The 24618-nt window shown below is 70.2% G+C and carries 24 protein-coding genes and 1 pseudogene; 9 read left to right on the forward strand and 16 right to left on the reverse strand.

Annotated elements, in window-relative coordinates:
* The first annotated feature begins 78 nt into the window (after window positions 1–78).
* Together ACY0PA_RS25935 and ACY0PA_RS25940 are read left to right on the forward strand one after the other, a co-directional pair.
* The gene (locus tag ACY0PA_RS25935; RefSeq protein WP_473080029.1) at window positions 79–543 is read left to right on the forward strand and encodes a GtrA family protein; all 465 of its coding nucleotides are present in this window, start codon (window positions 79–81) and stop codon (window positions 541–543) included.
* The gene (locus ACY0PA_RS25940; RefSeq protein WP_473080030.1) at window positions 531–1451 is read left to right on the forward strand and encodes a YihY/virulence factor BrkB family protein; all 921 of its coding nucleotides are present in this window, start codon (window positions 531–533) and stop codon (window positions 1449–1451) included. The genes ACY0PA_RS25935 and ACY0PA_RS25940 overlap by 13 nt, the downstream gene beginning before the upstream one ends.
* Window positions 1452–1507: 56 nt before the next feature.
* Here ACY0PA_RS25940 and ACY0PA_RS25945 read toward each other — a convergent pair whose 3' ends face one another.
* Window positions 1508–2860: a D-alanyl-D-alanine carboxypeptidase family protein gene (locus ACY0PA_RS25945; RefSeq protein WP_473080031.1), complete on the reverse strand. Its 1353-nt coding sequence runs from the start codon at window positions 2858–2860 to the stop codon at window positions 1508–1510.
* 109 nt (window positions 2861–2969) lie between these two features.
* Between ACY0PA_RS25945 and ACY0PA_RS25950 the strand changes: the two genes are divergently transcribed.
* The 3 genes from ACY0PA_RS25950 to ACY0PA_RS25960 all read left to right on the forward strand — a co-directional run bounded on the left by ACY0PA_RS25950 (window position 2970) and on the right by ACY0PA_RS25960 (window position 6401).
* The gene (locus tag ACY0PA_RS25950; RefSeq protein WP_234374403.1) at window positions 2970–3209 is read left to right on the forward strand and encodes an SCO4848 family membrane protein; all 240 of its coding nucleotides are present in this window, start codon (window positions 2970–2972) and stop codon (window positions 3207–3209) included.
* A 54-nt stretch (window positions 3210–3263) separates the two neighbouring features.
* The gene (locus ACY0PA_RS25955; RefSeq protein ID WP_473080032.1) at window positions 3264–4589 is read left to right on the forward strand and encodes a metallophosphoesterase; all 1326 of its coding nucleotides are present in this window, start codon (window positions 3264–3266) and stop codon (window positions 4587–4589) included.
* 255 nt (window positions 4590–4844) lie between these two features.
* On the forward strand, window positions 4845–6401 hold the full coding sequence (locus ACY0PA_RS25960) for an ABC transporter substrate-binding protein (RefSeq protein ID WP_473080033.1): 1557 nt from the start codon (window positions 4845–4847) through the stop codon (window positions 6399–6401).
* Here ACY0PA_RS25960 and ACY0PA_RS25965 read toward each other — a convergent pair.
* Window positions 6334–7944 (reverse strand): sensor histidine kinase, encoded by a 1611-nt coding sequence (locus tag ACY0PA_RS25965; RefSeq protein ID WP_473080034.1) that lies wholly within the window; start codon window positions 7942–7944, stop codon window positions 6334–6336. The two genes, ACY0PA_RS25960 and ACY0PA_RS25965, sit on opposite strands and share 68 nt — an antisense overlap.
* A 17-nt stretch (window positions 7945–7961) precedes the next feature.
* Window positions 7962–8636, reverse strand: a complete 675-nt coding sequence (locus ACY0PA_RS25970) for a response regulator transcription factor (RefSeq protein ID WP_473086428.1) — start codon at window positions 8634–8636, stop codon at window positions 7962–7964.
* 313 nt (window positions 8637–8949) lie between these two features.
* Here ACY0PA_RS25970 and ACY0PA_RS25975 point away from each other — a divergent pair, with 313 nt between their 5' ends.
* A complete protein-coding gene (locus tag ACY0PA_RS25975; protein WP_473086429.1) occupies window positions 8950–11418 on the forward strand; it encodes an MMPL family transporter in 2469 nt (822 codons plus the stop codon).
* Here ACY0PA_RS25975 and ACY0PA_RS25980 read toward each other — a convergent pair.
* Window positions 11348–12664, reverse strand: a complete 1317-nt coding sequence (locus ACY0PA_RS25980; RefSeq protein WP_473080035.1) for an MFS transporter — start codon at window positions 12662–12664, stop codon at window positions 11348–11350. The genes ACY0PA_RS25975 and ACY0PA_RS25980 overlap by 71 nt on opposite strands.
* Before the next feature lie 109 nt (window positions 12665–12773).
* On the opposite strand from ACY0PA_RS25980, the gene ACY0PA_RS25985 reads away from it, so the two are divergent.
* Complete coding sequence (locus tag ACY0PA_RS25985; protein ID WP_473080036.1) at window positions 12774–13280, forward strand: MarR family winged helix-turn-helix transcriptional regulator; 507 nt, start codon at window positions 12774–12776, stop codon at window positions 13278–13280.
* Window positions 13281–13299: 19 nt separating this feature from the next.
* Here ACY0PA_RS25985 and ACY0PA_RS25990 read toward each other — a convergent pair whose 3' ends face one another.
* The 12 genes and pseudogenes from ACY0PA_RS25990 to ACY0PA_RS26045 all read right to left on the reverse strand — a co-directional run bounded on the left by ACY0PA_RS25990 (window position 13300) and on the right by ACY0PA_RS26045 (window position 22017).
* Window positions 13300–14481 carry a D-alanyl-D-alanine carboxypeptidase family protein gene (locus tag ACY0PA_RS25990; RefSeq protein WP_473080037.1) on the reverse strand — a complete coding sequence of 394 codons (1182 nt, stop codon included), beginning with the start codon at window positions 14479–14481 and terminating at the stop codon, window positions 13300–13302.
* A 91-nt stretch (window positions 14482–14572) separates the two neighbouring features.
* Window positions 14573–15319 (reverse strand): TetR/AcrR family transcriptional regulator, encoded by a 747-nt coding sequence (locus tag ACY0PA_RS25995; protein WP_473080038.1) that lies wholly within the window; start codon window positions 15317–15319, stop codon window positions 14573–14575.
* 9 nt (window positions 15320–15328) lie between these two features.
* The gene (locus tag ACY0PA_RS26000) at window positions 15329–15838 is read right to left on the reverse strand and encodes a thiol-disulfide oxidoreductase DCC family protein (RefSeq protein WP_473080039.1); all 510 of its coding nucleotides are present in this window, start codon (window positions 15836–15838) and stop codon (window positions 15329–15331) included.
* Between the two features lie 5 nt (window positions 15839–15843).
* The gene (locus ACY0PA_RS26005; protein WP_473080040.1) at window positions 15844–16254 is read right to left on the reverse strand and encodes a hypothetical protein; all 411 of its coding nucleotides are present in this window, start codon (window positions 16252–16254) and stop codon (window positions 15844–15846) included.
* A gap of 110 nt (window positions 16255–16364) precedes the next feature.
* A complete protein-coding gene (locus ACY0PA_RS26010) occupies window positions 16365–16766 on the reverse strand; it encodes a VOC family protein (protein WP_473080041.1) in 402 nt (133 codons plus the stop codon).
* Window positions 16767–16819: 53 nt separating this feature from the next.
* Window positions 16820–17020 (reverse strand): annotated as a pseudogene (locus tag ACY0PA_RS26015) (SMP-30/gluconolactonase/LRE family protein); the annotation flags it as partial.
* A gap of 57 nt (window positions 17021–17077) precedes the next feature.
* The gene (locus tag ACY0PA_RS26020) at window positions 17078–17695 is read right to left on the reverse strand and encodes a Uma2 family endonuclease (protein WP_473080042.1); all 618 of its coding nucleotides are present in this window, start codon (window positions 17693–17695) and stop codon (window positions 17078–17080) included.
* 160 nt (window positions 17696–17855) lie between these two features.
* Window positions 17856–18620, reverse strand: coding sequence for a succinate dehydrogenase iron-sulfur subunit (locus ACY0PA_RS26025; RefSeq protein WP_116510811.1), 765 nt, complete (start codon window positions 18618–18620; stop codon window positions 17856–17858).
* Window positions 18620–20374 (reverse strand): succinate dehydrogenase flavoprotein subunit, encoded by a 1755-nt coding sequence (sdhA, locus tag ACY0PA_RS26030; RefSeq protein WP_473080043.1) that lies wholly within the window; start codon window positions 20372–20374, stop codon window positions 18620–18622. Before sdhA ends, ACY0PA_RS26025 begins: the two co-directional genes overlap by 1 nt.
* Window positions 20375–20397: 23 nt before the next feature.
* Complete coding sequence (locus ACY0PA_RS26035; protein ID WP_473080044.1) at window positions 20398–20886, reverse strand: succinate dehydrogenase hydrophobic membrane anchor subunit; 489 nt, start codon at window positions 20884–20886, stop codon at window positions 20398–20400.
* Window positions 20887–20894: 8 nt separating this feature from the next.
* The gene (sdhC, locus tag ACY0PA_RS26040; protein WP_100594758.1) at window positions 20895–21275 is read right to left on the reverse strand and encodes a succinate dehydrogenase, cytochrome b556 subunit; all 381 of its coding nucleotides are present in this window, start codon (window positions 21273–21275) and stop codon (window positions 20895–20897) included.
* 172 nt (window positions 21276–21447) lie between these two features.
* Window positions 21448–22017 carry a 2-oxo-4-hydroxy-4-carboxy-5-ureidoimidazoline decarboxylase gene (locus ACY0PA_RS26045; protein WP_473080045.1) on the reverse strand — a complete coding sequence of 190 codons (570 nt, stop codon included), beginning with the start codon at window positions 22015–22017 and terminating at the stop codon, window positions 21448–21450.
* Between the two features lie 356 nt (window positions 22018–22373).
* On the opposite strand from ACY0PA_RS26045, the gene ACY0PA_RS26050 reads away from it, so the two are divergent.
* Window positions 22374–23948, forward strand: coding sequence for a beta-N-acetylhexosaminidase (locus ACY0PA_RS26050; RefSeq protein WP_473080046.1), 1575 nt, complete (start codon window positions 22374–22376; stop codon window positions 23946–23948).
* A 148-nt stretch (window positions 23949–24096) separates the two neighbouring features.
* The gene (locus ACY0PA_RS26055) at window positions 24097–24606 is read left to right on the forward strand and encodes a hypothetical protein (protein ID WP_473080047.1); all 510 of its coding nucleotides are present in this window, start codon (window positions 24097–24099) and stop codon (window positions 24604–24606) included.
* Window positions 24607–24618: the final 12 nt, after the last annotated feature.

Here is a 24618-nt window from a genome sequence, read left to right on the forward strand (position 1 = left end):
GAAGGCCTGTCCCGGGAGGGCGGGGCACGTGGGGGCGTGGGGGAGGAGCGGTCATGGTGGGTTCGGGGACGGTGGTGGATGAAGAGCCTTGGGCGCGAGCTGGTGGGGTTCGCGGTTGTGGGGGGCTGCGCGTACGTCGCCGACCTGGGGATCTTCGTGTGGCTGAGAGGGCCGGTGGGGTGGGATCCGATCGCCGCCAAGTCGCTTTCGTTCCTTGCCGGTTGCACGGTCGCGTACGTGGGGAACGCGCTCGGTACCTATCGCCGGGCGGTGGCCGAGGTGTCACGGGTGCGGCAGTACGGGGTGTTCTTCGCGGTCAATGTTGCGGGGGCTCTGGTGCAGCTGTTGTGTATCGCCGTGTCGCACTACGGGCTGGGGCTCACGTCGCAGCGCGCGGACACGGTGTCCGGGGCGGGGGTGGGCATGATGCTGGCCACGGCTCTGCGGTTCTGGGGTACTCGGACCCTGGTCTTCAGGGCGGCGATTCCGGCGAGACGTGCGAGAACGGTCAGGGAGGGCAGGCTCGGATCATGGACTGGCTGAAGAGACTCCCCGGCGTCGGGCCGATCGTCGTACGGCTCATGCGTACGCACGCGTGGTGCGCCTACGAGCGGCTCGACCAGGTGCACTGGACGCGGCTCGCGGCGGCGATGACGTTCATCAGCTTCCTGGCGCTGTTCCCGCTGCTGACCGTGGCCGCGGCGATTGCGGCCGGCACACTCAGCGCGGAGCGGCAGAAGACGCTCCAGGACAAGATCGCGGAGCAGGTGCCCGGCATCTCCGACCAGTTGGACCTCGGGTCGCTCGTCGCGAACGCGGGCACGGTGGGTCTGGTGGCGGGGGCGTTGCTGCTCTTCACCGGCATCGGGTGGGTCGGCTCGATAAGAGAGTGCCTGCGCGCCGTCTGGGAGCTGGAGGCCCCGGACGAGAACCCGGTCATGCGCAAGGTCACGGACGCCGGGGTTCTGGTGGGGCTGGGTGGGGCCGGGCTCGCCTCGCTGGCGGCGTCGATGCTCGCCTCGACCGCAGTGGGGTGGACGGCGGGCCAGCTCGGCATCGTCCATGACGGATGGGGCGGGGCGCTGCTCAGGGCGGTGGCGTTCGCGATCGCTGTGCTCGCGGACTTCCTGCTGCTGCTCTATGTCCTGACGTTGCTGCCGGGTGTTCACCCGCATCGGCGGGAGCTGTTGACGGCGGCGCTGATCGGGGCGGCGGGGTTCGAGCTGCTGAAGCTGTTGCTCGGCAGCTATATGAAGGAGGTGGCTTCGAAGAGCATGTACGGGGCGTTCGGTACGCCGGTGGCCCTGATGCTGTGGATCAACTTCACGGCGAAGCTGCTGTTGTTCTGCGCGGCCTGGACGGCCACGCGGGGGAGGCCCGATTCGGAGGTACTGGACGAGGCCGAGCCGGGGGCGCAACCGCCGGGGGTGGCGCGGGCCGGCGCCGCCTGAGACAGACGGCGCCGGTGCACTTGAGCGGGACAGAGGGGGCGCACCGGGCGGGCCCGTCAGCGTCGGGGGAGGCGGCGTACCAGTTCGGGCAGGGGCCAGCGGCGGTTGACGAGGAAGGCGGCCGCGGCCAGGAGGAGGAGGGCGCCGCCTGCGATGGCCAGGGCGGTACCCACGCCGCTGGAGCCGTTCTGGACGGAGGCGTGGGCGGTCGACGCCTTGCCGGGTGCCGCAGCTCCCTTGTCGCCCTTCGGGCTGGCGGAGGAGCCGTCGGAGCCGCCGGTGTCGGCGCTCTGGGGCGCGACGAGCTGTCCCACCGGGGTGACCTTGCCGTCGGCCTTGAAACCCCAGTCGAGGAGACGGGCCGTCTCCTGGTAGACGGCCTGGTTCTCGCCGGAGTCGGGGTTCATGACGGTGACGAGGAGGACCTTGCCGTTGCGTTCGGCGACTCCGGTGAAGGTGGCACCGGCGTTGGTGGTGTTGCCGTTCTTGACCCCGGCGATGCCCTTGTAGGGATCGAGGCCCATGTCGCCGGTGATGAGCCGGTTGGTGTTCTGGATCTGGAAGGAGCTGGTGGTCTTGCCCTTCTTCTGTGACTCGGGGAACTTCGCGGTCGCCGTCGCGCAGTACTCGCGGAAGTCCTTCTTCTGCAGGCCCGAGCGGGCGAAGAGAGTGAGGTCGTAGGCGGAGGAGACCTGGCCGGGGGCGTCGTAGCCGTCGGGGCTGACCACGTGGGTGTCGAGGGCCTGGAGCTCGTCGGCGTGGGACTGCATGTCCTTGACGGTCTGCGGGACACCACCGTTGAGGGCGGACAGGACGTGGACCGCGTCGTTGCCGGAGCGGAGGAACACGCCGAGCCACAGGTCGTGGACGGTGTAGGTGTAGTCCTCCTTGACGCCGACCATGCTGGAGCCATCGCCGATGCCGGCCAGGTCGGAAGGGACGACCTTGTGCGTCTGCGTCTTGGGGAACTTGGGGAGGACCGTGTCGGCGAAGAGCATCTTGAGGGTGCTGGCGGGGGGCAGGCGCCAGTGCGCGTTGTGCGAGGCGAGTACCTGGCCCGACTCGGCGTCCGTGACGATCCAGGAGCGCGCGCTCAGATCCTTGGGCAGGACGGGGGCGCCGTTCGCCAGATTCACCTGTGTGCCCGGCTTGCCCAGCTGGGCGCCGCCCACCGTCGACATCGAGGCCGGCGGCTTCGCCTTGCCCTTGGAAGACCCCGGCTTGTCGTCTGCCAGTGCGGGCGATCCGCAGCAGAACGAGACGAGAGTGGCGGAGGCGGCGACCGTGGCGGCTGCGGCGGACCAGCGCCGGGCACGCCGAGGGCCGGAACGCTTCAGACCGGAACGCTCGAAACGAGACTCGGTCTTGGCAGAGGCGGTCGTGAAATACGACTCATTCGAGGCAGGCACGGTCGTGAACGTACATGGCTGGGGCCCGTAGGTCTGCGCCGAGGTGTCCTGTGTCTCCTGCTCCCCACCCCGGCGGCGGTGCGGACGGAGGACTGGCGATACTGAGGGTATGAAGCTCAGCCGCCCCGTCTCCTGGTTCCTGCTCGCCTTCGGTGTCTGGAGCTGGGTCATCTGGGTCACTTTCGTCAAGAACCTGTGGAAGGACGGGAGCGGGCTTGCCTTCGACGACGCCGGCGACCCGACCGCCTACTTCTGGGTGCATCTGACGCTCGCCGTTGTCTCCTTTGTCTTGGGGACGGTGGTTGGGGTCATCGGGTTCCGCGGACTGCGCGCCCTGCGTCGGGCGTGACGTGAAGAACACCGCAACGGACACCGCGATGAACGCAACGGGGGGAGCGGCGTCGTGATCGCCGTATTAGTGATCGCAGGGCTTGCGTCGCTCGCGGCGTTCGCCGGTCTGCACTGGTACGCGTGGCGCCGCCTGGTGCGCGACACCACGGCTCGGGCTGGTCTCGCGCGGCGAGTGGGCACGGTCGTGTTCGTGTTGGGGCCGTTGCTCATGTTCGCGGCGGTGGCGAGCGAGCGGGCCGGTGCGCCGTTCTGGCTGCAGCAGGTCCTGTCCTGGCCCGGGTTCCTGTGGATGGCCTTCTCCATCTATCTGGTGCTCGCGGTCCTGGTGGGTGACGTGGTGCGCCCCCTGCTGCGGCGTTTCCTCGACCGCAGGTCCGCGCCGGGCGGCGCGGAGGCGGGGCCCTTGCCGGAGCCCGTACTGGTTCCGACGCGCGAGCCAGACGAGCCAGCCGCCGCGTCGTCGCCCCCCACCAACGCCAACGCCAACACCAGTGCCAACGCCAACACCAGTGCCAACACGCCCAAGCCCGATGCGTCCCCGGGCGCGCCCGAGCCCTCGCGTCGGCTCTTCGTCTCTCGCGTCGTCGGTGGTGCCGCGGTCGTCGCGGCCACCGGGATCGTCGGGAACGGTGCGTACGGCGTGCTGCGCGGGCCCAAGGTGAAGCGGGTCACGGTTCCGCTGGCCCGGCTGCCGCGTTCGGCGCACGGGTTCAGGATCGCGGTCGTCAGCGACATCCATCTGGGACCGGTTCTGGGGCGGGGGTTCGCCCAGAAGGTGGTCGACAGGATCAACTCCACGCAGCCCGACCTCATCGCGGTCGTCGGAGACCTGGTCGACGGCAGTGTCGAGGACCTGGCGCCGGCCGTCGCGCCGCTCGCGGGACTGCGGGCCCGCCACGGCACGTACTTCGTGACGGGCAACCACGAGTACTTCTCGGGTGCCGAGCCGTGGGTCGAGCACGTCCGTGAGCTCGGTCTGCGGCCTCTGGAGAATGCGCGTGCAGAGATGGGCGCGTTCGACCTGGCCGGTGTGAACGACGTGACGGGCGAGAACTACGGCGACGGGCCTGACTACGACAAGGCGCTCGGCGACCGCGACCCCGGCCGCGCCGTCGTTCTCCTCGCCCACCAGCCCGTGATGATCCACGAGGCGGTGAAGCACGGCGTCGACCTCCAGCTGTCGGGTCACACCCACGGCGGCCAGCTCTGGCCGGGCAACTTCATCGCCGACGCAGCGAATCCGACGCTCGCGGGCCTGGAGCGGTACGGCGACACGCAGTTGTACGTGAGCCGGGGCGCCGGCGCGTGGGGCCCGCCCGTCCGGGTGGGCGCGCCCTCGGACATCACGGTCGTCGAGCTGGCGTCGAAGCAGGCGTGAAGTGGGGGGCCGGGGAGAGCTCTCCCCGGCCCCCCAAAAAAGCCACAGCCCCGAAAGCCCGCCGCCCCCCCAAAGACGCCTGCCAGCCTCCCCCCCCCCGTCCCCCCAGAAGACCCCGCCCCGAAACAGGCTCGAAACCCCCTTGCCCACAAGTTGCTCACAGGTGGCCTCAAGGTCTTCAAAACCTCATCACCTCCTCTTCCCACAGCTCAAACTCCTGTGATTCAGTGATCCACGTCACTGGGGAGGGGCGCGATGCGGTCGATTCGCATGCGGGTATGTGCCACGTTCATAGTGCTTGCCGCCGCCGGAGCCGGCGCCTGGCAGCTGCTTCCGGAACGGGACGAGCAGGGGAAGACGATCAGCGTCGGGACGACCGACGCCGTGACGTCGCTCGATCCGGCCGGTGCGTACGACGCCGGGTCATGGGCGCTGTACAGCAACGTGTTCCAGTCACTCCTCACGTTCGACGCGGGTGGCGCCACGCCCGTGCCGGATGCTGCGAAGCACTGCGGTTTCGTCGGCCAGGGGCTGCTCACCTACCGTTGTGAGCTGCGTGACGGGCTGAAGTTCCCGAGTGGTCGCGCGGTCACGGCCAAGGACGTGAAGTTCTCCTTCGACCGGGTCAAGGCCATCAACTCGCCGGTGGGCCCCGCCACCCTGCTCGACACGCTCGGCAAGGTCGAGACGAGCGGGGCGCGGACGGTGACCTTCCAGCTGTCCTCGCCCGACGCGACGTTCCCGTTCAAGGTCGCCACGGGCGCCGGTTCCATCGTCGACAGCACCCAGTACCCGGCGCGCAGCCTGCGCACCCGTACCCGCGTCGACGGCACCGGCCCCTACAGCCTCAGCTCGTACACGCCGGGCAAGCAGGCGAAGCTCGTCCCCAACTCCCACTACCTGGGTGCGGTCCAGAGCGTCGGCAAGCCCACCACCCTGCGCTACTTCAAGGACTCGGCCGCCCTCGAATCCGCCTGGAAGGCGCGTTCGGTCGACGTCGCCGCTCGGCAGCTGCCGCCCGCGCTGCTCGCCTCGTACACGCCGGGTAACAAGGGGGAGCGGCTCACCGAGGTCGACAGCGCGGAGACCCGGAATCTCGTCCTCAATGTGCGGACGGGCCGCCCGTTGCACGACCGCCGGGTGCGACAGGCCCTCGCCACGCTCCTCGACCGGGACCGTCTGGTCGCCTCGACGTACCAAGGCACCGTCGACTCCCTCTACTCCCTGATCCCGCGCGGCATCACCGGGCACACGACCGCGTTCTTCGACGCGTATCCGAAGCCGGACGCCGCCCGTGCGCGCACGCTGCTCCAGGAGGCCGGGGTGAGCGCGCCGGTCCGCTTCGCGTTCGCGTACTCGCGCGGCGCCGCGTCCGCGTCCGAGGCGAAGGAGATCAAGCGGCAGCTGGAGGCGAGCGGGCTGTTCAAGGTGAGCCTGCGCTACTACGAGTGGACCGACTTCCAGACGCGGTACGCGAGCGGGAAGCTCGACGCGTACGCGGTGGGCTGGCTGCCGGACTTCCCCGATCCGGACACGTTCACCGCGCAGCTCGTGCGCACCGGGTCCGGCATGCACAACGGATACAGCAGTAAAGAGGTCGACGGCCTGATCCAGGCCAGTCAGCAGTACGAGGACCGCAGCCGCACCATGGGCGACTTCCGCAAGCTCCAGGAAGCGGTCGCACGCGACGTCCCGATCATTCCCCTGTGGCAGCGCAAGGAGTACGTGCTCAGTACGGAGGACGTCACCGGCGGGCAGTATCTGTCGGACGGGACCGGGGTGTTCCGGTTGTGGCAGCTCGGCTGGATCTGACCGGCTCCGACGAGACACCACCCACAGGAACCCCCTCAGCCACAGCCTCACCCACGGCCTCACCCACCGCCTCATCGACAGCTTCACCCACCGGCCCCCCGCCCCCCGGCAGCACCACAGTCACCCGCACCCCCGCCCCCGGAGCCGTCCGCACCGACACCTCGCCGCCGTGCGCCGACACCACCCCCTGCACGATCGCCAGGCCCAGACCGCTGCCGGCACCCCCGCCCGCACGGAAGAAGCGGTCGAAGATCCGTGCCGCGTCCTCCTCGGCGAGCCCGGGCCCCTCGTCGGCCACGCTCAGCCGCACCGTCCCGTCCGCGCGTTCGAGGCAGACGCTGACGGGGGCGTCCTCCGGCGTATGGGTACGTACGTTGGCGAGGAGGTTCCCGAGGATCTGGCGCAGGCCCGACTCGTCGGCGCGCACGAGCAGCGCGCCGTCCGCGGCGACGTGGACCGGGCGGTCCGGCTGCTGTACGCGCAGGTCGTCGGCCGCCTCGCGGACCAGCCGGCTCAGGTCGACGTTCCGCAGACGCAGTTCGGGTCCCTGGTCGAGGCGGGCCAGGGTGAGGAGTTCGTCGACGAGTCGGCCCATGCGGTCGGCCTCGGCGTGGACGCGGCCCAGGGCGCGGGCGCGTTCGGCCGGGTCACGGAGCATCCCCTTGTCGTAGAGCTGGAGGTAGCCGCGGATCGCCGCAAGTGGGGTGCGCAGTTCGTGGGAGGCGTCGGCGACGAACCGCCGGAGCTGGGCGGAGCTGCGCTCGCGGGTCTCGAAGGCCGTTTCGACCTGGTGGAGCATGGAGTTGAGGGCGAGCCGCAGCTGTTCGACCTCCAGGGCGGTGTCGTGGTGCGGCGGCACGCGCCGTGCGAGGTCGCCGTCGGCGATGGCCGACGCGGTCTCGACCATGTCTTCGAGGGGCCGCATCCGGTGGCTGACACCGATCATCGTGAGGACGGCGAGCAGCGCGAGCAGGCCCGTGCCGAGGGCGATGTCGAGCCTGAGGGCCTTGTGGATGCCGGTCTGGACGCTGGCCGTCGAGGTGGCGAGCAGCACGGTCGTGCCGTCGGCGAGTCGGGCGCCCACCGCGCGGTACGGGTCGCCGTGCACGGTGACGTCGCGCGGCTCGTCGGCGGTGGCGAGCGCCTTCGGATCGTCGACCGCGGAGGCGAGATCGCGCTGGCGGGCGGTGGGGCGCAGGGTGCCTACGGTGATGGGCTCGCCGGCCCGGTCGACGGCCACGAACACGGTTTCGTTGCGCGGCAGTGAACTCGCCCCGGAATCGGTGGAGTGGGGGCCCGGGGAGAGTTTGTCGAGGGCGATGCCCAGTTCGCTGAGCGACTCGATCTGCTTGAGGGTGAGACCGGTGCGCTGGAGCGAGGTGCGGGACGACGTCAGCTCGGCGTCGACGTTCGCGAGGAGGTAGTGGCGCATGCCCATGAGGCTGACGGCGGTCGCGGCGACGATGCCGAGGGCGAGCAGCGCCACGTTGACGAGGGTGAGTTTGGCGCGCAGGGAGTGGAACCGCCGACTCCGACCAGGCACGTGCCCCCGCCCCCGCCTCACGCCCCACCCGCAAGCCCGTACCCGACCCCCCGCCGCGTCGTGATCAACGGCGGCCCCAGCGCTTCGAGTTTGCGCCGCAGGTAGCTGATGTACGTCTCGACGACGGTCGACTCCGCGGTGTGCTCGTACTGCCATACGTGACGCAGGAGTTGTTCCTTGGGTACGACGCGGCCGCCGTTGCGCACGAGGAAGCGCAGGAGCGCGTACTCGGTGGGCGTGAGCTGGACCGTGCGGCCCGAGCGGTGCACGGTGTAGGCCGTCTCGTCGAGTTCGAGGTCGCCGTAGCGCAGCGGGGGGCGTTCGGGCAGGACGTCGGCGGGCCGGGTGCGGCGCAGGACGGCGCCCAGCCTGGCCACGACCTCGTCGATGTTGAACGGCTTGGTGATGTAGTCGTCGCCGAAGCCGAGCGCGCCCACGATCTCGGCGGGTGCGTCGCGCGCGGTCAGGAAGACGAGGGCCAGATCGGGCCTGCGGGCGCGCAGTTCGCGCCCGAGGGCCCGGCCGTCGCCGTCGGGGAGCATCACGTCGAGGAGCGCGGCGTCGGGCCGGGTGCGTGTGGCGAGGGCGAGGCCCTCGCGGACGGTGCCCGCGGTCATGACCTGGAAGCGGTGGTAGCGCAGGGCTATCGCGAGGACGTCGGCGATGCTCGGCTCGTCCTCGACGATGAGCACGGTGGCTCCCACGGGGTCTTCCGCGTTGTTCACGGGCCCAGTGCTCGCGGGCCCAGTGCTCGCGGGCCCAGCACTCACGGAACCGGCGTCCGCGTGCCCCGAGTTCACGGGCCCCGAGTTCACATGCCCAGCACTCATACCCCCAGCGTTCATACGTCCAGTATCGGCGGGCCCGCCCCCGCTCGGACCTGTTCGCCCCCTTGGAGTTCCTTGAGAGTCATGGCCACGCCGTCCCGCCGCGCGCCCGCGTCCCCGGATGCTGAGGCCGAGGAAGGCCCGGGGGAAGACCGAAGGAGTGGCAATCGTGACGGCATTGGCACGGTGGTGCTACCGGCACCGCCTGGTGGTCCTGGTGCTGTGGGTGGGGGCACTGTTCGGCCTGGGGGCCGCGGGCACCTCGGCGGGCACCGACTACTCGAATGTGTTCTCCCTCCCCGACACGGACTCCAAGCAGGCGTACGACCTGATGACGAAGGCGTTCCCGCAGAGCTCGGGCGACACGGACACCGTGGTGTGGCGGGCGTCGTCCGGCGACGCGGGGCCGGTGACGGACGCGGCCGTGCGGTCCCGGATCGAGCCCGCGCTGAAGGAGATCGCCGGAATGCGGGGCGTCGGCGAGGTCGCCGGCCCCTACGAGAAGACCGGCGCCGCGCAGATCAGCCGCGACGGCCGCACCGCCTACGCGCAGATCACCTTCACCGACCAGGCGAACGAGGTGCCCAAGGACCTCGTTCAGAAGGTCGTCGACACGGCTCAGGGCGCAGAACGCGACGGACTCCAGGTCGAGTTGGGCGGCCAGGCCATCACCCGTATCCAGGAGCCGCCCACCGGCGTCTCCGAGGTGGTCGGCATCGCGGCGGCGGCCGTCGTGCTCTTCCTGGCCTTCGGCTCGCTCTTCGCGATGCTGCTTCCGATCGTCGTGGCGATCGTGGGCGTAGGCAGCGCAATGATGGCAACGATGCTGCTCAGTCACGTGACGAACGTGCCCGAAGTGGCCCCGCTGCTCGGCTCGTTGATCGGTCTCGGGGTCGGCATCGACTACGCGCTCTTCATCGTCACCCGGCACCGGCGCGGCATCCAGCGAGGGCTCGAACCGGAGGAGTCGGCGGTGCGCGCCCTCAACACGTCGGGGCGCGCGGTCCTGTTCGCGGGCGCCACTGTGTGCATCGCGCTCGCCGGAATGCTGGTGATGAACCTGCGCTTCCTGGACGGTGTCGTCATCGCCACGTCCCTCACTGTCGTGCTCAGCGTCCTGGCGGCGGTCACCCTCCTGCCCGCGCTCCTCGGCCTGCTCGGGCCGCGCGTCCTCAGCCGCAAGCAGCGGCGCAAGCTCGCGGCGGCGGGGCCCGATCCCGCCGAGGCGAGCGGTCCCGCGGCGCGCTGGTCGGCGTATGTGCAAAAGCGCCCGCGCTCGATCGCGGCGATGGCGCTGGTGGTCATGGCGGTCCTCGCGCTGCCCGTACTGTCGCTGCGGCTCGGCGCCACCGACCAGGGCAACAACCAGGAGTCGACGACGACCCGGCAGGCGTACGACCTGCTCGCGGAGGGCTTCGGGCCCGGCTTCAACGGACCGCTTCAGGTCGTCGTGCCGGGCGGCGCCGACACGACGGAGCTGGTCAGGACGATCCGTGCGACGGACGACGTCGCGCAGGCCGCCGCGGCCCCGCCCGCCGGGGGCATCACGGTCATCCAGGTCGTGCCGAAGACGTCACCGCAGTCCGTCGGGACGGACCGGCTCATCGACCGGCTGCGGGACGATGTGATCCCGGAAGCCGGTGTCGAGGCGCATGTCGGCGGGGTGACGGCCGTCTTCAAGGACTTCGCGTCGGTGACCGGCGACCGGCTGCCCTACTTCGTGGGCGCCATCATCGGGCTCGGCTTCCTGCTGCTCCTGATCGCGTTCCGCTCGTTCGTCGTGCCGCTCACGGCCGCGCTGATGAACCTGATCGCGGCGGCCGCGTCGTTCGGCGTCCTGGTGGCGGTCTTCCAGTGGGGCTGGGGGACGGAGTTCCTCGGCATCGGGAAGGAGGGGCCGATCACCGCGTTCCTGCCGGTGATCATGCTGTCGCTGCTGTTCGGCCTCTCGATGGACTACCAGGTGTTCCTGGTGAGCCGGATGCACGAGGAGTGGGTGCACACCGGGGACAACGCGCGGGCCGTGCGCGTCGGCCTCGCCGAGACGAGCCGGGTCATCAACTGCGCGGCCCTCATCATGATCTGCGTGTTCTCCGCGTTCGTCCTGAGCGGCGACATGGAGGGCGCGATGGCGGGCATCGGGCTGGCCGCCGCGGTCGCGCTCGACGCGTTCATCCTGCGTACGGCGCTGGTCCCGGCGGCGATGCATCTCCTCGGCCGCTCCAACTGGTGGCTGCCGGACTGGCTGGACCGCCGGCTCCCGCACCTGGCCGTGGAGGCGGCCGAACCGCCCGCCGCACCGCCGACCGAGCCCGTCAAGAGCGCCGGCCTCATCAAGACCGCGGAGCCCATGGAGAGCAGCGGCACCGGCGGAGCCACGGTGGTCCACGGATTCCTGCGCACGCCCGACGGCGCCCCCTTGGCCGGCGCCTCCCTGACCCTCGTCTCCAGGGGCGGCCGCCAGATCGACCGCGTCACGTCCCTCGCCGACGGCTCGTACATCGTGTCGGTGCCCGCGCCGGGGGCGTACGTCCTGGCGGTGACGGCGCACGGAGTGGCGCCGCGCGCCCGCCACATCACCGTCGGGGACGGTCCGCTGGTGTACGACGTGGAGCTGACGGACGACGGTGCGGATCTGGTGAACTGACGTCTGCGGCAGGGGCGTTGGCAGGGGTGTTCAGCGTGAACTGCCGCACGCCGGGCACCCCCGCCGTGGCCACGCAGGCCAGGCCCACGGCCGCCGCCGCGATCCACAGCGGGGTCGCCTCGCCCCAGGCGTCGGCGGCGAGCGGGGCGAGGACGTAGCCGAGGGGCATCGCGGCCAGCGAGAGCAGCCAGTCGTACGAGGTGACGCGGGCGAGGACCGCCTCGGGAACGGCCGTCTGGACCACGGTCTCCCAGAGGGGGTTGAAGAAGCCGAGGGCGACGAGGGCGACGCCGAAAGCGGCGGCGACCGCCGGTGCCGGGGCGTGCAGGGCGAGCAGCGCCAGCGGCAGGACGTACGTGGTCAGGGCCAGGTTGCCCGTGAGGACCGGGCGGCGGGGGCGGGCCCGACCGGACAGGAGCGATCCGAGGAGGAGGCCGACGGCGCCGGCCTGGGCGATCATGATCCAGGCGCCGTCGCCGCCGAGTTCCTTGACGGCGATGACAGGCCCGAGGGTGGCGAACACGGCTGCCCCGCCGTTCCAGGTGGCGTGGGCGACGAGGCTCGTCCAGTACCAGCCGCGCGAGCGCACCTCGTGCCAGCCTTCGACGAGGTCGGACCGAAGGGAGCGGCGTTCTTCGGCGGGTGCCGTGGTGCGGCTGAGCCGCAGCGTGGCGAGCAGGGCGGCGCTGACGGCGAACGAGGCGGCGTCGAGGATGAACGCCCACCCGGGGCCGGCGGTCAGGACGAGCAGCCCGGCGAGCGCCGGACCGCCCGCAAGTGTGCCGCTGCGCACCACGCCGAGCGCGGAGTTGGCGGCCTGCCGGTCCTTCTCGCCGACGATGCCGACGATCAGTGAGGCGAGCGTCGGCATGGCGAAGGCGGAGGCGGCCCCGCCGATCGCCTCGGCGACCGCGATCTGCCACAACTCCGGCGTACCGGAGAGGAGCTGGACGCCGACGAAGAGCTGTCCGGCGCAGCGTATGAGGTCGGTGGCCAGGGCGACGGTGCGCGGGTTGAAGCGGTCCGCGATCACGCCGCCCAGGGGGAGGAGCAGGAGTCGCGGGACCATCGCGCAGCCCAGGACCAGCGCGAGCGCCGAGCCGGAGTCGCCGGTGGCGTCCAGCACGGCGAGGGCGAGGGCGGAGGGGATGACGGCGTCGCCGACCAGGGAGAGGAGGCGGCCGAGGAAGAAGCGGCGGAAGCGGGCGTTGCGTAACAGCGGGTGGCGGAGGCTGGGGCGCGGCATGCAGGCGAATCTATTTCGTCATCGAACTATTCGTCAACGAACTATCGGGTATCAAAATATCTGGTGACGAAATATCTGACGCCGAAGGAGTTGGCCGTAAACTGCCCCCATGGAACGCGACTCGACCGATGGGCATCTGGCCCGCTGGCTGCCGCTCATGCCGGACCTCGACCCGGACATCGAGGGCGCGGTCACGCGCGCGGGCGCGCTCACCCGGCATCTGCGCAAGGTCCGTGAACAGGCCCTGGTGGACGTGGAGCTGGAGCGGTTCGAGTACGACACGCTGCACAAGCTCGCGGGGCGCGGCGGACGCGCGGCGCCCTCGGAACTCGCCTCGGACCTGGGCCTCGCCCCGGCCTCCGTCACGGGCCGCCTCGACGGCCTCGAACGCCGCGGCCTTGTTGTCCGTACGCCGTCCAGGACCGACCGGCGCCGGGTCGACGTGGAGCTGACCGATGCGGGTCACGCGATCTGGCGCAAGGCTATGGACCGGCTCGGGGGCGAGGAGCACCGGGTGCTCGGCGCGCTCGACGCGAAGGAGCGCCGGCTGCTCTCGGACTTGCTGCGGCGGGTGATGGTGGCCGCCGAATCGGACCCGGGCGGCCGCCGGTCCTGACAGGACCCACCCATCGGCGTCAGCCCCGACGCCGCCTGCGCCCGCCCGGCCGCTCCCGCTCCCTCCGCCGCAGCGCCAGCAGCCCGCCACCCGCGAGCATGGCGACCGCCGCCGAGCCGCCGAACGCCCAGTCGTCCGTGTGGGACGTGGCCGACGCGGCGACGGGAGCGCCCGCCGCGCCCGCGCCCGCGGCACCCGGCTCAGCCGCCGCCGCACCCTTGGGCTGCTCACTCAGCGGCGTGACCAGCGTGCCGACCGGATCCGCCGTGCCCACCGCCGCGAACCCCCAGTCGAGCAGCGCCGCCGTCTCCTCGTACACCGCCTCGTACCCCGACCTGGGATGCATCACGGTGACGAGCAGGGTGCGCCCGCCGCGGGTCGCCGCGCCGGTGAACGTGTTGCCGGCGTGCGAGGTGTAGCCGTTCTTGACGCCGATGAGCCCCTGGTACGCGGCCACGCCCTGCCCGGTGAGGAGGCGGTCCGTGTTCTGGATCTGGAACGTCTTCTTGCCCCCGGCCGGGAAGTCGGCCGTCTTCGTGGCGCAGTAGCCGCGGAAGTCCTCGTTCTTGAGCCCGGCGCGCGCGAACAGCGTCAGGTCGTACGCCGACGACACCTGCCCCTTGTGGTCGAAGCCGTCGGGGCTGACCACATGCGTGTCGTTCGCCTGGAGGTCCTTCGCACGGGCCTGCATCTGGCGGACGGTCTCGCTCACCCCGCCGTTCATGCTGGCGAGCACGTGCACCGCGTCGTTCCCGGAGCGCAGGAAGACGCCCTGCCACAGCTGCTCGACGGTGTACGAGGTCCCGGCCTGGACGCCGACGAGACTGCTGCCGTACGGGATCCCGGCGAGATCGGCGGCGGTCACCTTGTGGACCGAGGCCCGCCCGAACTTCGGCAGGACCGTGTCCGCGAACAGCATCTTGAGCGTCGACGCCGGAGGCAGCGCGCGGTGCGCACCGTACGAGGCGAGGACGTCGCCGCTGTCGTGGTCGGCGACGAGCCACGCCTGCGCGGCGAGCTTCGGCAGCCGGGGCGTGCCGGACGCCACCTGGACACCGGACCTGCCGAGCCGCTCCCCGCCGACGGCGGAGACCGCGGCCGCGGCGCGCGGCCCCGGCAGGGTGACGGAGGCCGCGGCGCCGAGACCGAGGGCGAGCGCGGCGCGACGGCTGACGTGGTGCGATGAAGAGGAGCCGGGCATCGGACGACCGTACAAGCCGCGCATGAACCAAAGGTAAGAGGCCCCCGGCCCACCCCTGTGCACCAGCCGGTCGGCGCCCCTCACCCTTAGGTCACCCCTTCTCCCGCGCCGCCGTGGACGCCTGCGTCATCCCCGGCAGGAAGTCCGTGAACAGCTCGTGCACCTCGAGGACGAGCGGCCGCAGCACCCGGAACCGGGCGAGGGCGACCCCGCGCGTGGTCAGGCGTGCCCCCCGTTCGGCGAGGCGCCGGCTGCGCTCCCGGTCCTCGGAGCTGTCGAAGACCCAGTACAGGACGAGCCCCATCTGGGAGAGCCACATCAACTCCGGCAGGATCGCGGCGAGTTCGGCCGGAACCTTCGTCTTCGAACCGGCCAGCACCTCGCGGTGCACGTCGATCGCCGTCTCGCGGGCGTGCTCCGACTCGGGCGAGAAGGGGCTGAGCGGGCTGGTCGGGTCCGCCGCGGTCTTGAAGAACTGGGCCGCGAACTCGTGGTACGGCTCCGCGATCTCCAGCCAGGCGCGCAGCACCCCGGCGAGACGCTTCTCCAGGTCGGTCTCCCGGTCGAGCACGGGCCGTACGGCCGCCCGGTGTTCCGCGGAGATCTGGTCGTAGAACCCCTGGATGAGGTGTTCCTTGCCCCCGAAGTAGTAGTACGCGTTGCCGACGGAGACCCCCGCCTCCTTGGCGATGGCCCGCATCGTCGTCTTGTCGTAGCCCCGCTCCCGGAACATCCGCATCGCGGTCTCCAGGATCAGCGCCCGCGTCTGCTCACTTTTGGCGGGACTCTTGGCGGCGCTCTTCGCGGGGCTCTCGGGGGTCTCTTTCTCTGCTGGCACGCTCAGAGCCTAATCGGGCACGTGGCAGCCGCTGTCGCAGGCCGCGGAGCCGTAGTACGTCCAGCCGTCGACACGGTCGTACACCCAGCCGTCCGCCCTGCGGTAGGAGCCGCCCCCGGCCTTCCTGACCTGCTGGTCCCGGTGCGCCTGGCGGTACTTGGCGGCGCCGAGGACCGCGGCGCGCGCGAGGCGGGCGCCCGCCGGGGTGCTGAATCTGTGGGACAGGGGCCGGTACTCGGACAGTGCCCACAGGGTGACGACCCAGGCGGCGGGCCCGCGGTAGATCTGGCCGCTGTCGCCGACGAGCGTGATCTCCGAGAGCGTGGAGATGTGGTCGATCCCGGGGCAGCGGCGCCGGGCTTCTTCGGAGCCGGCCGGCACCAGGTCGAGCGGGACGAGCTGCCGCTGCCGGGCGAGCCAGTTCCGCAGGAATGTGCAGAGCGGGCACTGGGCGTCGTAGAGGAGGACGAGCCGGCGGACCGGGGCCCCCGTGGTGCCCCGGTCCGCGACCCCGCTCATCGCCGTCACGCCCCGGCCACCGGCGGCGCGGCCCAGCCCTGCGGGGGGACGGGCGGCTGCTGCTCCCGCTCCATGACCCCCCGCCGCCGGATCTTGTTGAGCACCCACACGTTCCCCAGGTGCATGACCCCCAGCACGAGGAGCACCACGCCGAGCTTCGTCGACAGGGCCTCGAAGATGCCGCGGGTGTCGGCGATGGCGTCGTCCCCGCTCAGGTAGAGCGCCACGAAGCCGAGGTTGACGAGGTAGAAGCCGACCACCAGCAGGTGGTTGACGGCCTCCGCGAGCTTCTCGTTCCCGTGCAGCACGTCGGCGAGGAAGATCCTCCCGTTACGGCTCAGGGTGCGCGCCACCCAGACGGTCAGGCTGATGCTGACGACGAGGTAGACGACGTATGCGACGACTGTGAGATCCATTCCCCACCCCTCCTTGAACGCGTTCAAAAACGCTGTCGAGAAGGACTGTAGACCTGTTTTTGAACATGTTCAAGCGAGGGCCTGCCGACAGGAACCGGCGAAGCTGGATATCAACTCCGCGCCAGTCCGGGCCGCTTGAGATAGTCCGTGAGGCCGATGACGTTGCCCCACGGGTCCGCGATCTCCACGACGTGACCGGTGGAGGTGGAGAACGGCTGATCGATGGGTGGGATCCCGGCCTCCGTCAGCGCGCGGGCCGCCGCCTTCGCGTCGCGCACCTCCAGCCATACGCGCGGCCCCGGCCGCGGAGGAGGCTGGTGGCCGAAGTCCTCCTCCGCGCGCAGCAGTACGCCGGGTGTCTCCTTGCCGGCTTCGAGGAGCGCGATCCCCGCCTCGTCGAGGCGGAACTTCACGCGGAAGCCGGCCCTCTCGTAGAAGGAGACCGCCTCGCCGAGATCGCCGACGGGGAACAGCACGTTGTCGAAGCCGAGCAGCTCAAGCTCAAGTGACATACCGTCAGATTAGCCATGCTGAGGGCGAACCGGACAGCACATCGTCGGCGGCGGATACGTGGCGCGCCGGTCACGGAGGTCATCAGGCAGTGCAGGGACGTCGTCGCGGTGATGAAGAGGATGTTGTTCTTGCGGCCGCCGAAGGCGACGTTCGAGACCGGCTCCGGGACGTTGATGCGGCCGATCCGCGTGCCGTCCGGGTCGTAGCAGTGCACGCCGCCGTGCAGGGCGGCGGCCCACAGCCGCCCGCCGTCGGTCCGCGTCACGCGTCGGCTCTCGCGGTCCAGGGTGTTGCAGTTGGCGTTCCCGGCCTACTGGTCGGCTTCGGCCCGCTGGGTGGCGTCCTTGAGGACCGCGGACACATCGAGGGCGACCTCGGCTCCGACGGACTTGGGAAGGGTGACAGTCTCGCCGGGGGCGTGCACTTGATGGTTGTCGTAGTCCCCGCCCTCGGGCTCGGTCAGCACGTGCAGACGCTGGTGCCTACGGTCCACGATGACGTAGACCGGTACTTTGGCGTCGGCATACGCGGCGACCTTGGTGCGCAGGTCGGTGCGGTAATTGCTGGAGGTGACCTCTAGGACCAGGCGGAAGGCGATCGGGTCGTAGCAGTTGTTCTCGATGAGGTGGCTCTCGAAGTCCGCCTCGACGATCGCCAGGTCGGGGATGGCGAAATCCTCCGTGCCGGTGGGGAGCCAGAGGCCGATGGCCTGGACGACTGAGGTCTCCGCGTCGTCAAGACCGGCTGCGATGAACGGGCGCATGAGCTTGGTCAGGGCGCGGGCATGCGCGCCATCAGCAGGCGGGGTCACGAGGAGCTGGCCTCCGATGATCTCGACGCGATAGCCCGGAAGGCGGTCCATGAGCCGGTTGGCCTCCGCGGTCAGCGGACGGTCGCCGGCGGGCCGCTCGACGGATGCTGCGGACATCACGTGCCTCCCAGTTGGCTGGTGTCGAGGCCATCATCGTAGCCAGGTCAGGACCCGAACGCCCCTGTCCGAGCCGTTCACCGATACGGCTGAGGGCCCCGCCCCCCACCGGAGAATTCCAGGGGGAACGGGGCCCTCAAAGCCCTACGGGCGAGGAAGGTCAGTAGCGTCGCGTGATCAGCGCGCGCTTGACTTCCTGGATCGCCTTGGTGACCTCGATACCGCGCGGGCAGGCGTCCGTGCAGTTGAACGTCGTGCGGCAACGCCACACGCCGTCCTTGTCGTTGAGGATCTCCAGGCGCTGCTCGCCCGCCTCGTCACGCGAGTCGAAGATGAAGCGGTGCGCGTTGACGATCGCGGCCGGGCCGAAGTACTGGCCGTCGTTCCAGAACACCGGGCACGAGGACGTGCACGCGGCGCACAGGATGCACTTGGTCGTGTCGTCGAAGCGCTCGCGGTCCTCGGCGGACTGCAGACGCTCGCGCGTCGGCTCGTTGCCCGTCGTGACCAGGAACGGCATGACGTCCCGGTAGGCCTGGAAGAACGGGTCCATGTCGACCACGAGGTCCTTGAGGACCGTGAGGCCCTTGATGGCCTCGACCGTGATCGGCTTCTCCGGACTGATGTCCTTGATCAGCGTCTTGCAGGCCAGGCGGTTGCGGCCGTTGATGCGCATGGCATCCGAGCCGCAGATGCCGTGCGCGCAGGAGCGCCGGAAGGTCAGCGAGCCGTCGAGCTCCCACTTGATCTTGTGGAGGGCGTCGAGGACACGCTCCTTCGGATCGATGTCGAGCTGGAAGTCCTCCCAGACCGCGTCCGCGGAGACCTCCGGGTTGAACCGGCGGATGCGGAAGGTGACCGTGATGAGGTGCGAGCCGTTGTCCGCCTCGAGAGCCTCGAGCTTGTCCATGGTCGGGGTAGCCATCAGTACTTACGCTCCATCGGCTGGTAGCGGGTCTGGACGACCGGCTTGTAGTCCAGACGGATGGACTCGGAGCCGTCGTCGCCGACCTCGCGGTACGCCATGGTGTGGCGCATGAAGTTGACGTCGTCGCGGTTCGGGAAGTCCTCGCGGTAGTGGCCGCCGCGGGACTCCTTGCGCGCCAGGGCGGAGGTTGCCATGACCTCGGCCAGGTCGAGCAGGTTGCCCAGCTCGACGGCCTCCAGGAGGTCGGTGTTGAACCGCTTGCCCTTGTCCTGGATCGAGACGTTCAGGTACCGCTCGCGCAGCTCGGCGATCTTCGCGACCGCCGTCTTGATCGTCTGCTCGGTGCGGAACACCATCACGTTGGCGTCCATGCACTCCTGGAGCTCGTTGCGGATGACCGAGACCCGCTCGGTGCCCGTCGAGTTGCGCAGGCGCTCGACCTGGGCGACGACGAGGGAATCCGGGTTCTCCGGGAGCTCCACGTAGTCGTTCTTGGCCGAGTACTCGGCGGCCGCGATGCCGGCGCGCTTGCCGAAGACGTTGATGTCGAGCAGCGAGTTGGTGCCGAGGCGGTTGGCGCCGTGCACGGAGACGCAGGCGACCTCGCCGGCGGCGTACAGACCGGGGACGACGGTGGTGTTGTCCGACAGGACCTCACCCTCGACGTTCGTCGGGATGCCGCCCATGGCGTAGTGCGCGGTCGGCTGGATCGGGATCGGGTCCGTGTAGGGCTCGATGCCGAGGTACGTGCGCGCGAACTCCGTGATGTCCGGGAGCTTGGCGTCGAGCTGCTCCGGCGGGAGGTGCGTGAGGTCGAGGTAGACGTGGTCGCCCTCGGGACCGCAGCCGCGGCCCTCACGGATCTCCGTGTAGATGGAGCGGGACACGACGTCACGGGACGCGAGGTCCTTCATGACGGGCGCGTACTTCTCCATGAAGCGCTCGCCGTCCTTGTTACGGAGGATGCCGCCCTCACCGCGGGCGCCCTCCGTGAGAAGGATGCCCATGCGCCAGATGCCGGTCGGGTGGAACTGGAAGAACTCCATGTCCTCCAGCGGCAGACCGCGCCGGTAGCAGGCCGCCTGGCCGTCACCGGTCAGGGTGTGCGCGTTCGACGTCACCTTGAAGAACTTGCCGGTGCCGCCCGAGGCGTAGATGACCGCCTTGGCCTGGAAGATGTGGATCTCGCCGGTCGCCAGCTCGTAGGCGACGACACCGGCGGAGTGCTTGACGCCGTCGATCTCGGTGATGAGCTGGTCCAGGACGTAGAACTCGTTGAAGAACTCCACGCCCTCCTTCACGCAGTTCTGATACAGCGTCTGAAGGATCATGTGGCCGGTGCGGTCCGCGGCGTAGCAGGACCGGCGGACCGGGGCCTCGCCGTGGTTGCGCGAGTGGCCGCCGAAGCGGCGCTGGTCGATGGTGCCGTCCGGGGTGCGGTTGAACGGCAGGCCCATCTTCTCCAGGTCGAGGACGGAGTCGATGGCCTCCTTCGCGAGGATCTCGGCGGCGTCCTGGTCGACCAGGTAGTCACCGCCCTTGATCGTGTCGAAGGTGTGCCACTCCCAGTTGTCCTCCTCCACGTTGGCGAGCGCGGCGGCCATGCCGCCCTGCGCCGCGCCCGTGTGGGAGCGGGTGGGGTAGAGCTTCGTCAGGACCGCGGTGCGGCTGCGCTTCGTCGACTCGATGGCCGCGCGCATGCCCGCGCCGCCGGCGCCGACGATGACGGTGTCGTACTTGTGGATCTTCATGAGTGGTTGCCTCAGCCCCGTGCCTATCGGATGTTCGGGTCGAAGGTGAAGATCACCAGCGTGCCCAGCAGGATCGTGAACACCGTGGCGGTGTACAGGAGGCCCTTCAGCCACAGGCGCGTGTTCGGGCGCTCGGCGTAGTCGTTGATGACCGTGCGCAGGCCGTTCGCGCCGTGCAGCATCGCGAGCCACAGCATCAGGAGGTCCCAGCCCTGCCAGAACGGCGAGGCCCAGCGGCCGGCGACGAACGCGAAGCCGATCTTGCTCACGCCGCCGTCGAGGACGAGCTGGATGAGCAGGTGGCCGAGGACCAGGACGACGAGGACGACGCCGGACAGGCGCATGAAGAGCCATGCGGCCATCTCGAAGTTGCCGCGCGTCGAGCGCGGGGTCTTCGAAGTGCGCTTGCGGGGGGCCTCGATGAGGGGCGCCGGGTTGTCTACGTCGTAGACGGCGACGCCCTCGACGGGTCCGACGCCGGGCGTCTTCGCAGGGGTGGTGTCAGCAGACATGTCTGGCGTCAGCTCCCGAAGAGTTCACGGACGGCGTGGCCGAGGACCGGGTACAGCGCGCCCACCATCAGCACGACCCAGATGCCGACGACGGTCCAGAGCATCTGCTTCTGGTAGCGCGGGCCCTTCGACCAGAAGTCGACGGCGATGACACGCAGGCCGTTGAGCGCGTGGAAGAGGATGGCGGCGACGAGGCCGTACTCGAGGAGAGCGACGATCGGCGTCTTGTAGGTGGAAACGACGTCGTCGTACGACTCGGGGGAGACGCGGACGAGAGCGGTGTCCAGGACGTGTACGAACAGGAAGAAGAAAATGAGGACACCGGTGACTCGATGAGCCACCCACGACCACATGCCTTCCCGGCCGCGGTACAGCGTTCCAGCCGGCACGGAAGAACCCTCCGGGAGCGGGGATTGGGGCCGCGCCGCCAGTCTTCTCGCTAAAAAAGAAACTGCTCTGTCGGTCGGGCCCGGCCGGGTACGGTCCACCGGCCGCTCGTCATCGTATCGACGAGTTGTCGGCTCGCTCGCCCGGGGGGCGCCGGTGTGATCAAACAGGCAATCAAACAGCCACGTACGGGCTATCGGACGCGCTGTCGGGGCGCCCGGAATCCGCTGATTCCTGCGGGTCTATCGCCTCCTGGGGCTCTGTCCGGGCATCGAGCGACCGTACGAGCCGGGCGAGTCGTCCCCGGGCGAGTCGTCGCAGCTCGTCCCAGGACAGGACGCGCTCCTCCTCGGGATCGTTGCCAAGGCGTGACCGGATTCCGGCCAGGAGCTGGTCCAGGGCCTCGTCGGGCCCGTAGCCGTCGAGGCAGATCACGAACGCGTGACCGAAGCGGCTCTCGTACGCGCTGTGCGCGGCGCCGAGCGCGGTGTGCGCGACGGAGTACGAGCCGTGCGGGGCCAGGGGGAGCGACTCGCGGGACAGGGCCTCGTCGAGGTCGGCGGGCGCGAAGTCGTAGACCGCCTCGTCGGCGGCGGCGAGCAGGGCGTCCAGGTCCGGGTAGGGCCGGTGCGCGACGAGGCGGCGGGCCCAGTGGAGTGAACCGCAGCAGGCCAGGAGGGCGCGCTCGGCCTCGGCCGAGGGCAGCGCGTTGAACCGCGTGAGGCCGTGCGGGGACGACTGCACGGGCGACGAAGGCCCGGGTGAGGACTGCACCGGTATGGCGGCATGCCCGGGGAGGCGGGAGAAACGATGCGAAGGCAGCGTGTGCTCCTCGGCGAGACGTGGGACGTGACTGGCCTGACACTGGGACGAGACGTGAGTCAGGAGTGCCACGGGACATGTGGTGAGGGTGTGACGGTTATGCGTACACGCTAGCGATCCGTGTCAGGAGCTGTCTGGCGGATGCACTGATTTCACCCGGACGGGAGAGTTTGGGGCGTGTGGTGGACGGGAGGCCGGGGGAACGGGACCGTACGGTCGCCTCCTAGGACGCGGAATCCGATGTCGAGGTTGCTGTCGAAACCGGAAGGCGGGCACTGATGGGTACGCGGAGTCGATCGAGGGCCGGCGCGGGAGTCGTCACGGCGGGGACACTCGCGCTGACCATGGTCCTCGGCGGCTGCGCCGGTGACGGGGGCGGAGCCGGCGCCACCCGTGCCGAGCGCCCCTCGGCGGAGCCCTCGCCCTCGAAGTCGTACGCACTGTCGAAAACCCCGCAGACCATCCCCTCCGTGCGCGAGCACACGGCGGCGCGCGGGCCCGGGTGGCGCCCCGCCGGCGGCCGTGTCGTCATCGGGGACGCGAAGCTCTCCGACGAGGGCAAGCTCATCGCCGGCGAGCTGAAGCTGAAGTACGCGGGCAGGGTCGAGGCCGGCGCCGGTGATGTGGAGCTGGCGCTCGGCGGGAGCGGGAACCCGGAGTCGTACACGATGACCGTGAAGGACGGCCGGGTGCGGATCGTGGGGCCGGGTGACGCGGGCGTCTTCTACGGCACGCGCACGCTCAAGCAGGAAGTGCACGGCGGGGGGACCGCGCCGGAGGGCGTGGTGAGGGACGCGCCGGCGAAGCCGCAGCGCGGATTCATGCTGGACATCGCGCGCAAGCCCTTCACGGCCGGGTGGATCAAGGACCGGATCCGGGAGATCGGCGACCTGAAGTACAACCAGTTCGGTCTGCACTTCTCCGACGACCAGGCCTTCCGCATCCAGTCGGACTCGCACCCCGAGATCGTCTCGCCCGACCACCTCACCAAGGCGCAGGTCCGCGAGATCGTCTCGCTCGCCGCCGAGCGGCACGTCACCGTGGTCCCCGAGATCGACTCGCCGGGACACCTCGGCGCGGTGATCAACGCGCACCCCCGGCTCCAGCTGCGGAACACGGCAGGTGTCGCGACGCGCGGCGCCGTCGACATCTCGAACCCCGAGTCGGCGAAGATCGTCGACGATCTGCTGCGTGAGTACGCTCCCCTCTTCCCCGGCGCGTTCTGGCACCTCGGCGGCGACGAGTACCAGGCCCTGACGGTGAAGAACCCCGAGGCGTCCTTCCCGCAGCTCGCGGCCGCCGCCCAGAAGAAGTACGGGGCGAACGCGACGGTCGAGGACCTCACGACGGGCTGGCTGAACGACCGGGTCGCCACGATGAAGCCGTTCGACCGCTCCCTCAAGGCGTGGAACGACGGGTTCTTCCGGGGCGGGGTCGTCCAGGCCGACAAGAGCCTCGAGGTCGCCTACTGGACCGGCAAGGAGATCGGGGCGCGCCCGCCGGAGGAGTATCTGAGCGCCGGCCGCAAGATGACCAACTACAACGACGAGTTCCTCTACTACGTCCTCGGCCAGCCCAACGACTTCGTGTACCCGACCGGGCAGCGGATCTACGAGAGCTGGACCCCGCTCGTCGTGCGCGGCACGACGCCGGTGCCCGAGAAGTACGACAGCCAGATCCTGGGCGGCACGTTCGCCGTGTGGTGCGACCTCCCGAACTCGCAGACGCAGGCGCAGGTCGCGCAGGGTATCCGCATGCCGCTGCGGGCGACGATCCAGAAGCTCTGGTACCCGGGCAAGCCTCCGCTGACGTGGCCGCAGTTCGTCGCGCTCGCGAACCGGTTGGGGTCCTGAGCGGCTGAGCAGTCGGTCTTCGAGCGGCTGAGCAGTGGACAGCGCGGTGGCCTGATCCGGGTTTTCGGTGGCGCGTTCACGGATGGCTGTGGTGTATTCGGCCCGAGCCGAGATCAGCCGTTTTCGAAGGCACCGGGGGGACACCGGCATGGGTTACTGGGGCTATTACGTCGTGGCCAGGAGCGAGCGGCCACTCGTCGAGCTCGCCGCGCTGGACGGGGCGCGTGACGCGCTCACCCTCCTGGAGCGGCGGGCCGACGGCTGGCAGGTCTGGGAGTGCCCGGACGGCGGGGACCGGCGGCACGACGTCGGCAGCATGAACGCGCTGGCCGCCGAGACAGGCGCGCCCGCCCTGTTCGGCTACGTCATGGACAGCGACTGCGTCGTCATCGAGGCGGCCGCGCCTCAGAGCGGCGCGTGGACGACGTGTCTGGCGCGCGACGCCATGGCCGGATACCTCTCCACGGACGAACTGACCCTGGAGGACTACTTCCTGGAGCCCGCGGACGCCGCGCGGCGCGCGGTCGCGTGGGCGCAGGAGTGCGGACGCACCGTCGAGCAGGGTCCGCTCGCCGACGTCCTGGGCCAGGACCCCGACCCGTTCGCCGAGCCCCTCTTCTTCCGCTTCCTCGACCGGCTGGGCGTCGCGCCGCTGTGACGTTCCTGCGCC

This window comes from Streptomyces sp. DS1-CR2 (genome assembly GCF_055760475.1).

Excerpts from the sequence above, each read along its gene's own strand:
- ACY0PA_RS25935 (WP_473080029.1), top strand. The coding sequence starts at position 79 with ATGAAGAGCCTTGGGCGCGAGCTGGTGGGGTTCGCGGTTGTGGGGGGC.
- ACY0PA_RS25940 (WP_473080030.1), top strand. The coding sequence starts at position 531 with ATGGACTGGCTGAAGAGACTCCCCGGCGTCGGGCCGATCGTCGTACGG.
- ACY0PA_RS25950 (WP_234374403.1), top strand. The coding sequence starts at position 2,970 with ATGAAGCTCAGCCGCCCCGTCTCCTGGTTCCTGCTCGCCTTCGGTGTC.
- ACY0PA_RS25960 (WP_473080033.1), top strand. The coding sequence starts at position 4,845 with ATGCGGTCGATTCGCATGCGGGTATGTGCCACGTTCATAGTGCTTGCC.
- ACY0PA_RS25980 (WP_473080035.1), bottom strand. The coding sequence starts at position 12,664 with ATGCCGCGCCCCAGCCTCCGCCACCCGCTGTTACGCAACGCCCGCTTC.
- ACY0PA_RS25985 (WP_473080036.1), top strand. The coding sequence starts at position 12,774 with ATGGAACGCGACTCGACCGATGGGCATCTGGCCCGCTGGCTGCCGCTC.
- ACY0PA_RS25990 (WP_473080037.1), bottom strand. The coding sequence starts at position 14,481 with ATGCCCGGCTCCTCTTCATCGCACCACGTCAGCCGTCGCGCCGCGCTC.
- ACY0PA_RS26000 (WP_473080039.1), bottom strand. The coding sequence starts at position 15,838 with ATGAGCGGGGTCGCGGACCGGGGCACCACGGGGGCCCCGGTCCGCCGG.
- ACY0PA_RS26005 (WP_473080040.1), bottom strand. The coding sequence starts at position 16,254 with ATGGATCTCACAGTCGTCGCATACGTCGTCTACCTCGTCGTCAGCATC.
- ACY0PA_RS26010 (WP_473080041.1), bottom strand. The coding sequence starts at position 16,766 with ATGTCACTTGAGCTTGAGCTGCTCGGCTTCGACAACGTGCTGTTCCCC.
- ACY0PA_RS26020 (WP_473080042.1), bottom strand. The coding sequence starts at position 17,695 with ATGTCCGCAGCATCCGTCGAGCGGCCCGCCGGCGACCGTCCGCTGACC.
- ACY0PA_RS26025 (WP_116510811.1), bottom strand. The coding sequence starts at position 18,620 with ATGGCTACCCCGACCATGGACAAGCTCGAGGCTCTCGAGGCGGACAAC.
- sdhA (WP_473080043.1), bottom strand. The coding sequence starts at position 20,374 with ATGAAGATCCACAAGTACGACACCGTCATCGTCGGCGCCGGCGGCGCG.
- ACY0PA_RS26035 (WP_473080044.1), bottom strand. The coding sequence starts at position 20,886 with ATGTCTGCTGACACCACCCCTGCGAAGACGCCCGGCGTCGGACCCGTC.
- ACY0PA_RS26050 (WP_473080046.1), top strand. The coding sequence starts at position 22,374 with ATGGGTACGCGGAGTCGATCGAGGGCCGGCGCGGGAGTCGTCACGGCG.
- ACY0PA_RS26055 (WP_473080047.1), top strand. The coding sequence starts at position 24,097 with ATGGGTTACTGGGGCTATTACGTCGTGGCCAGGAGCGAGCGGCCACTC.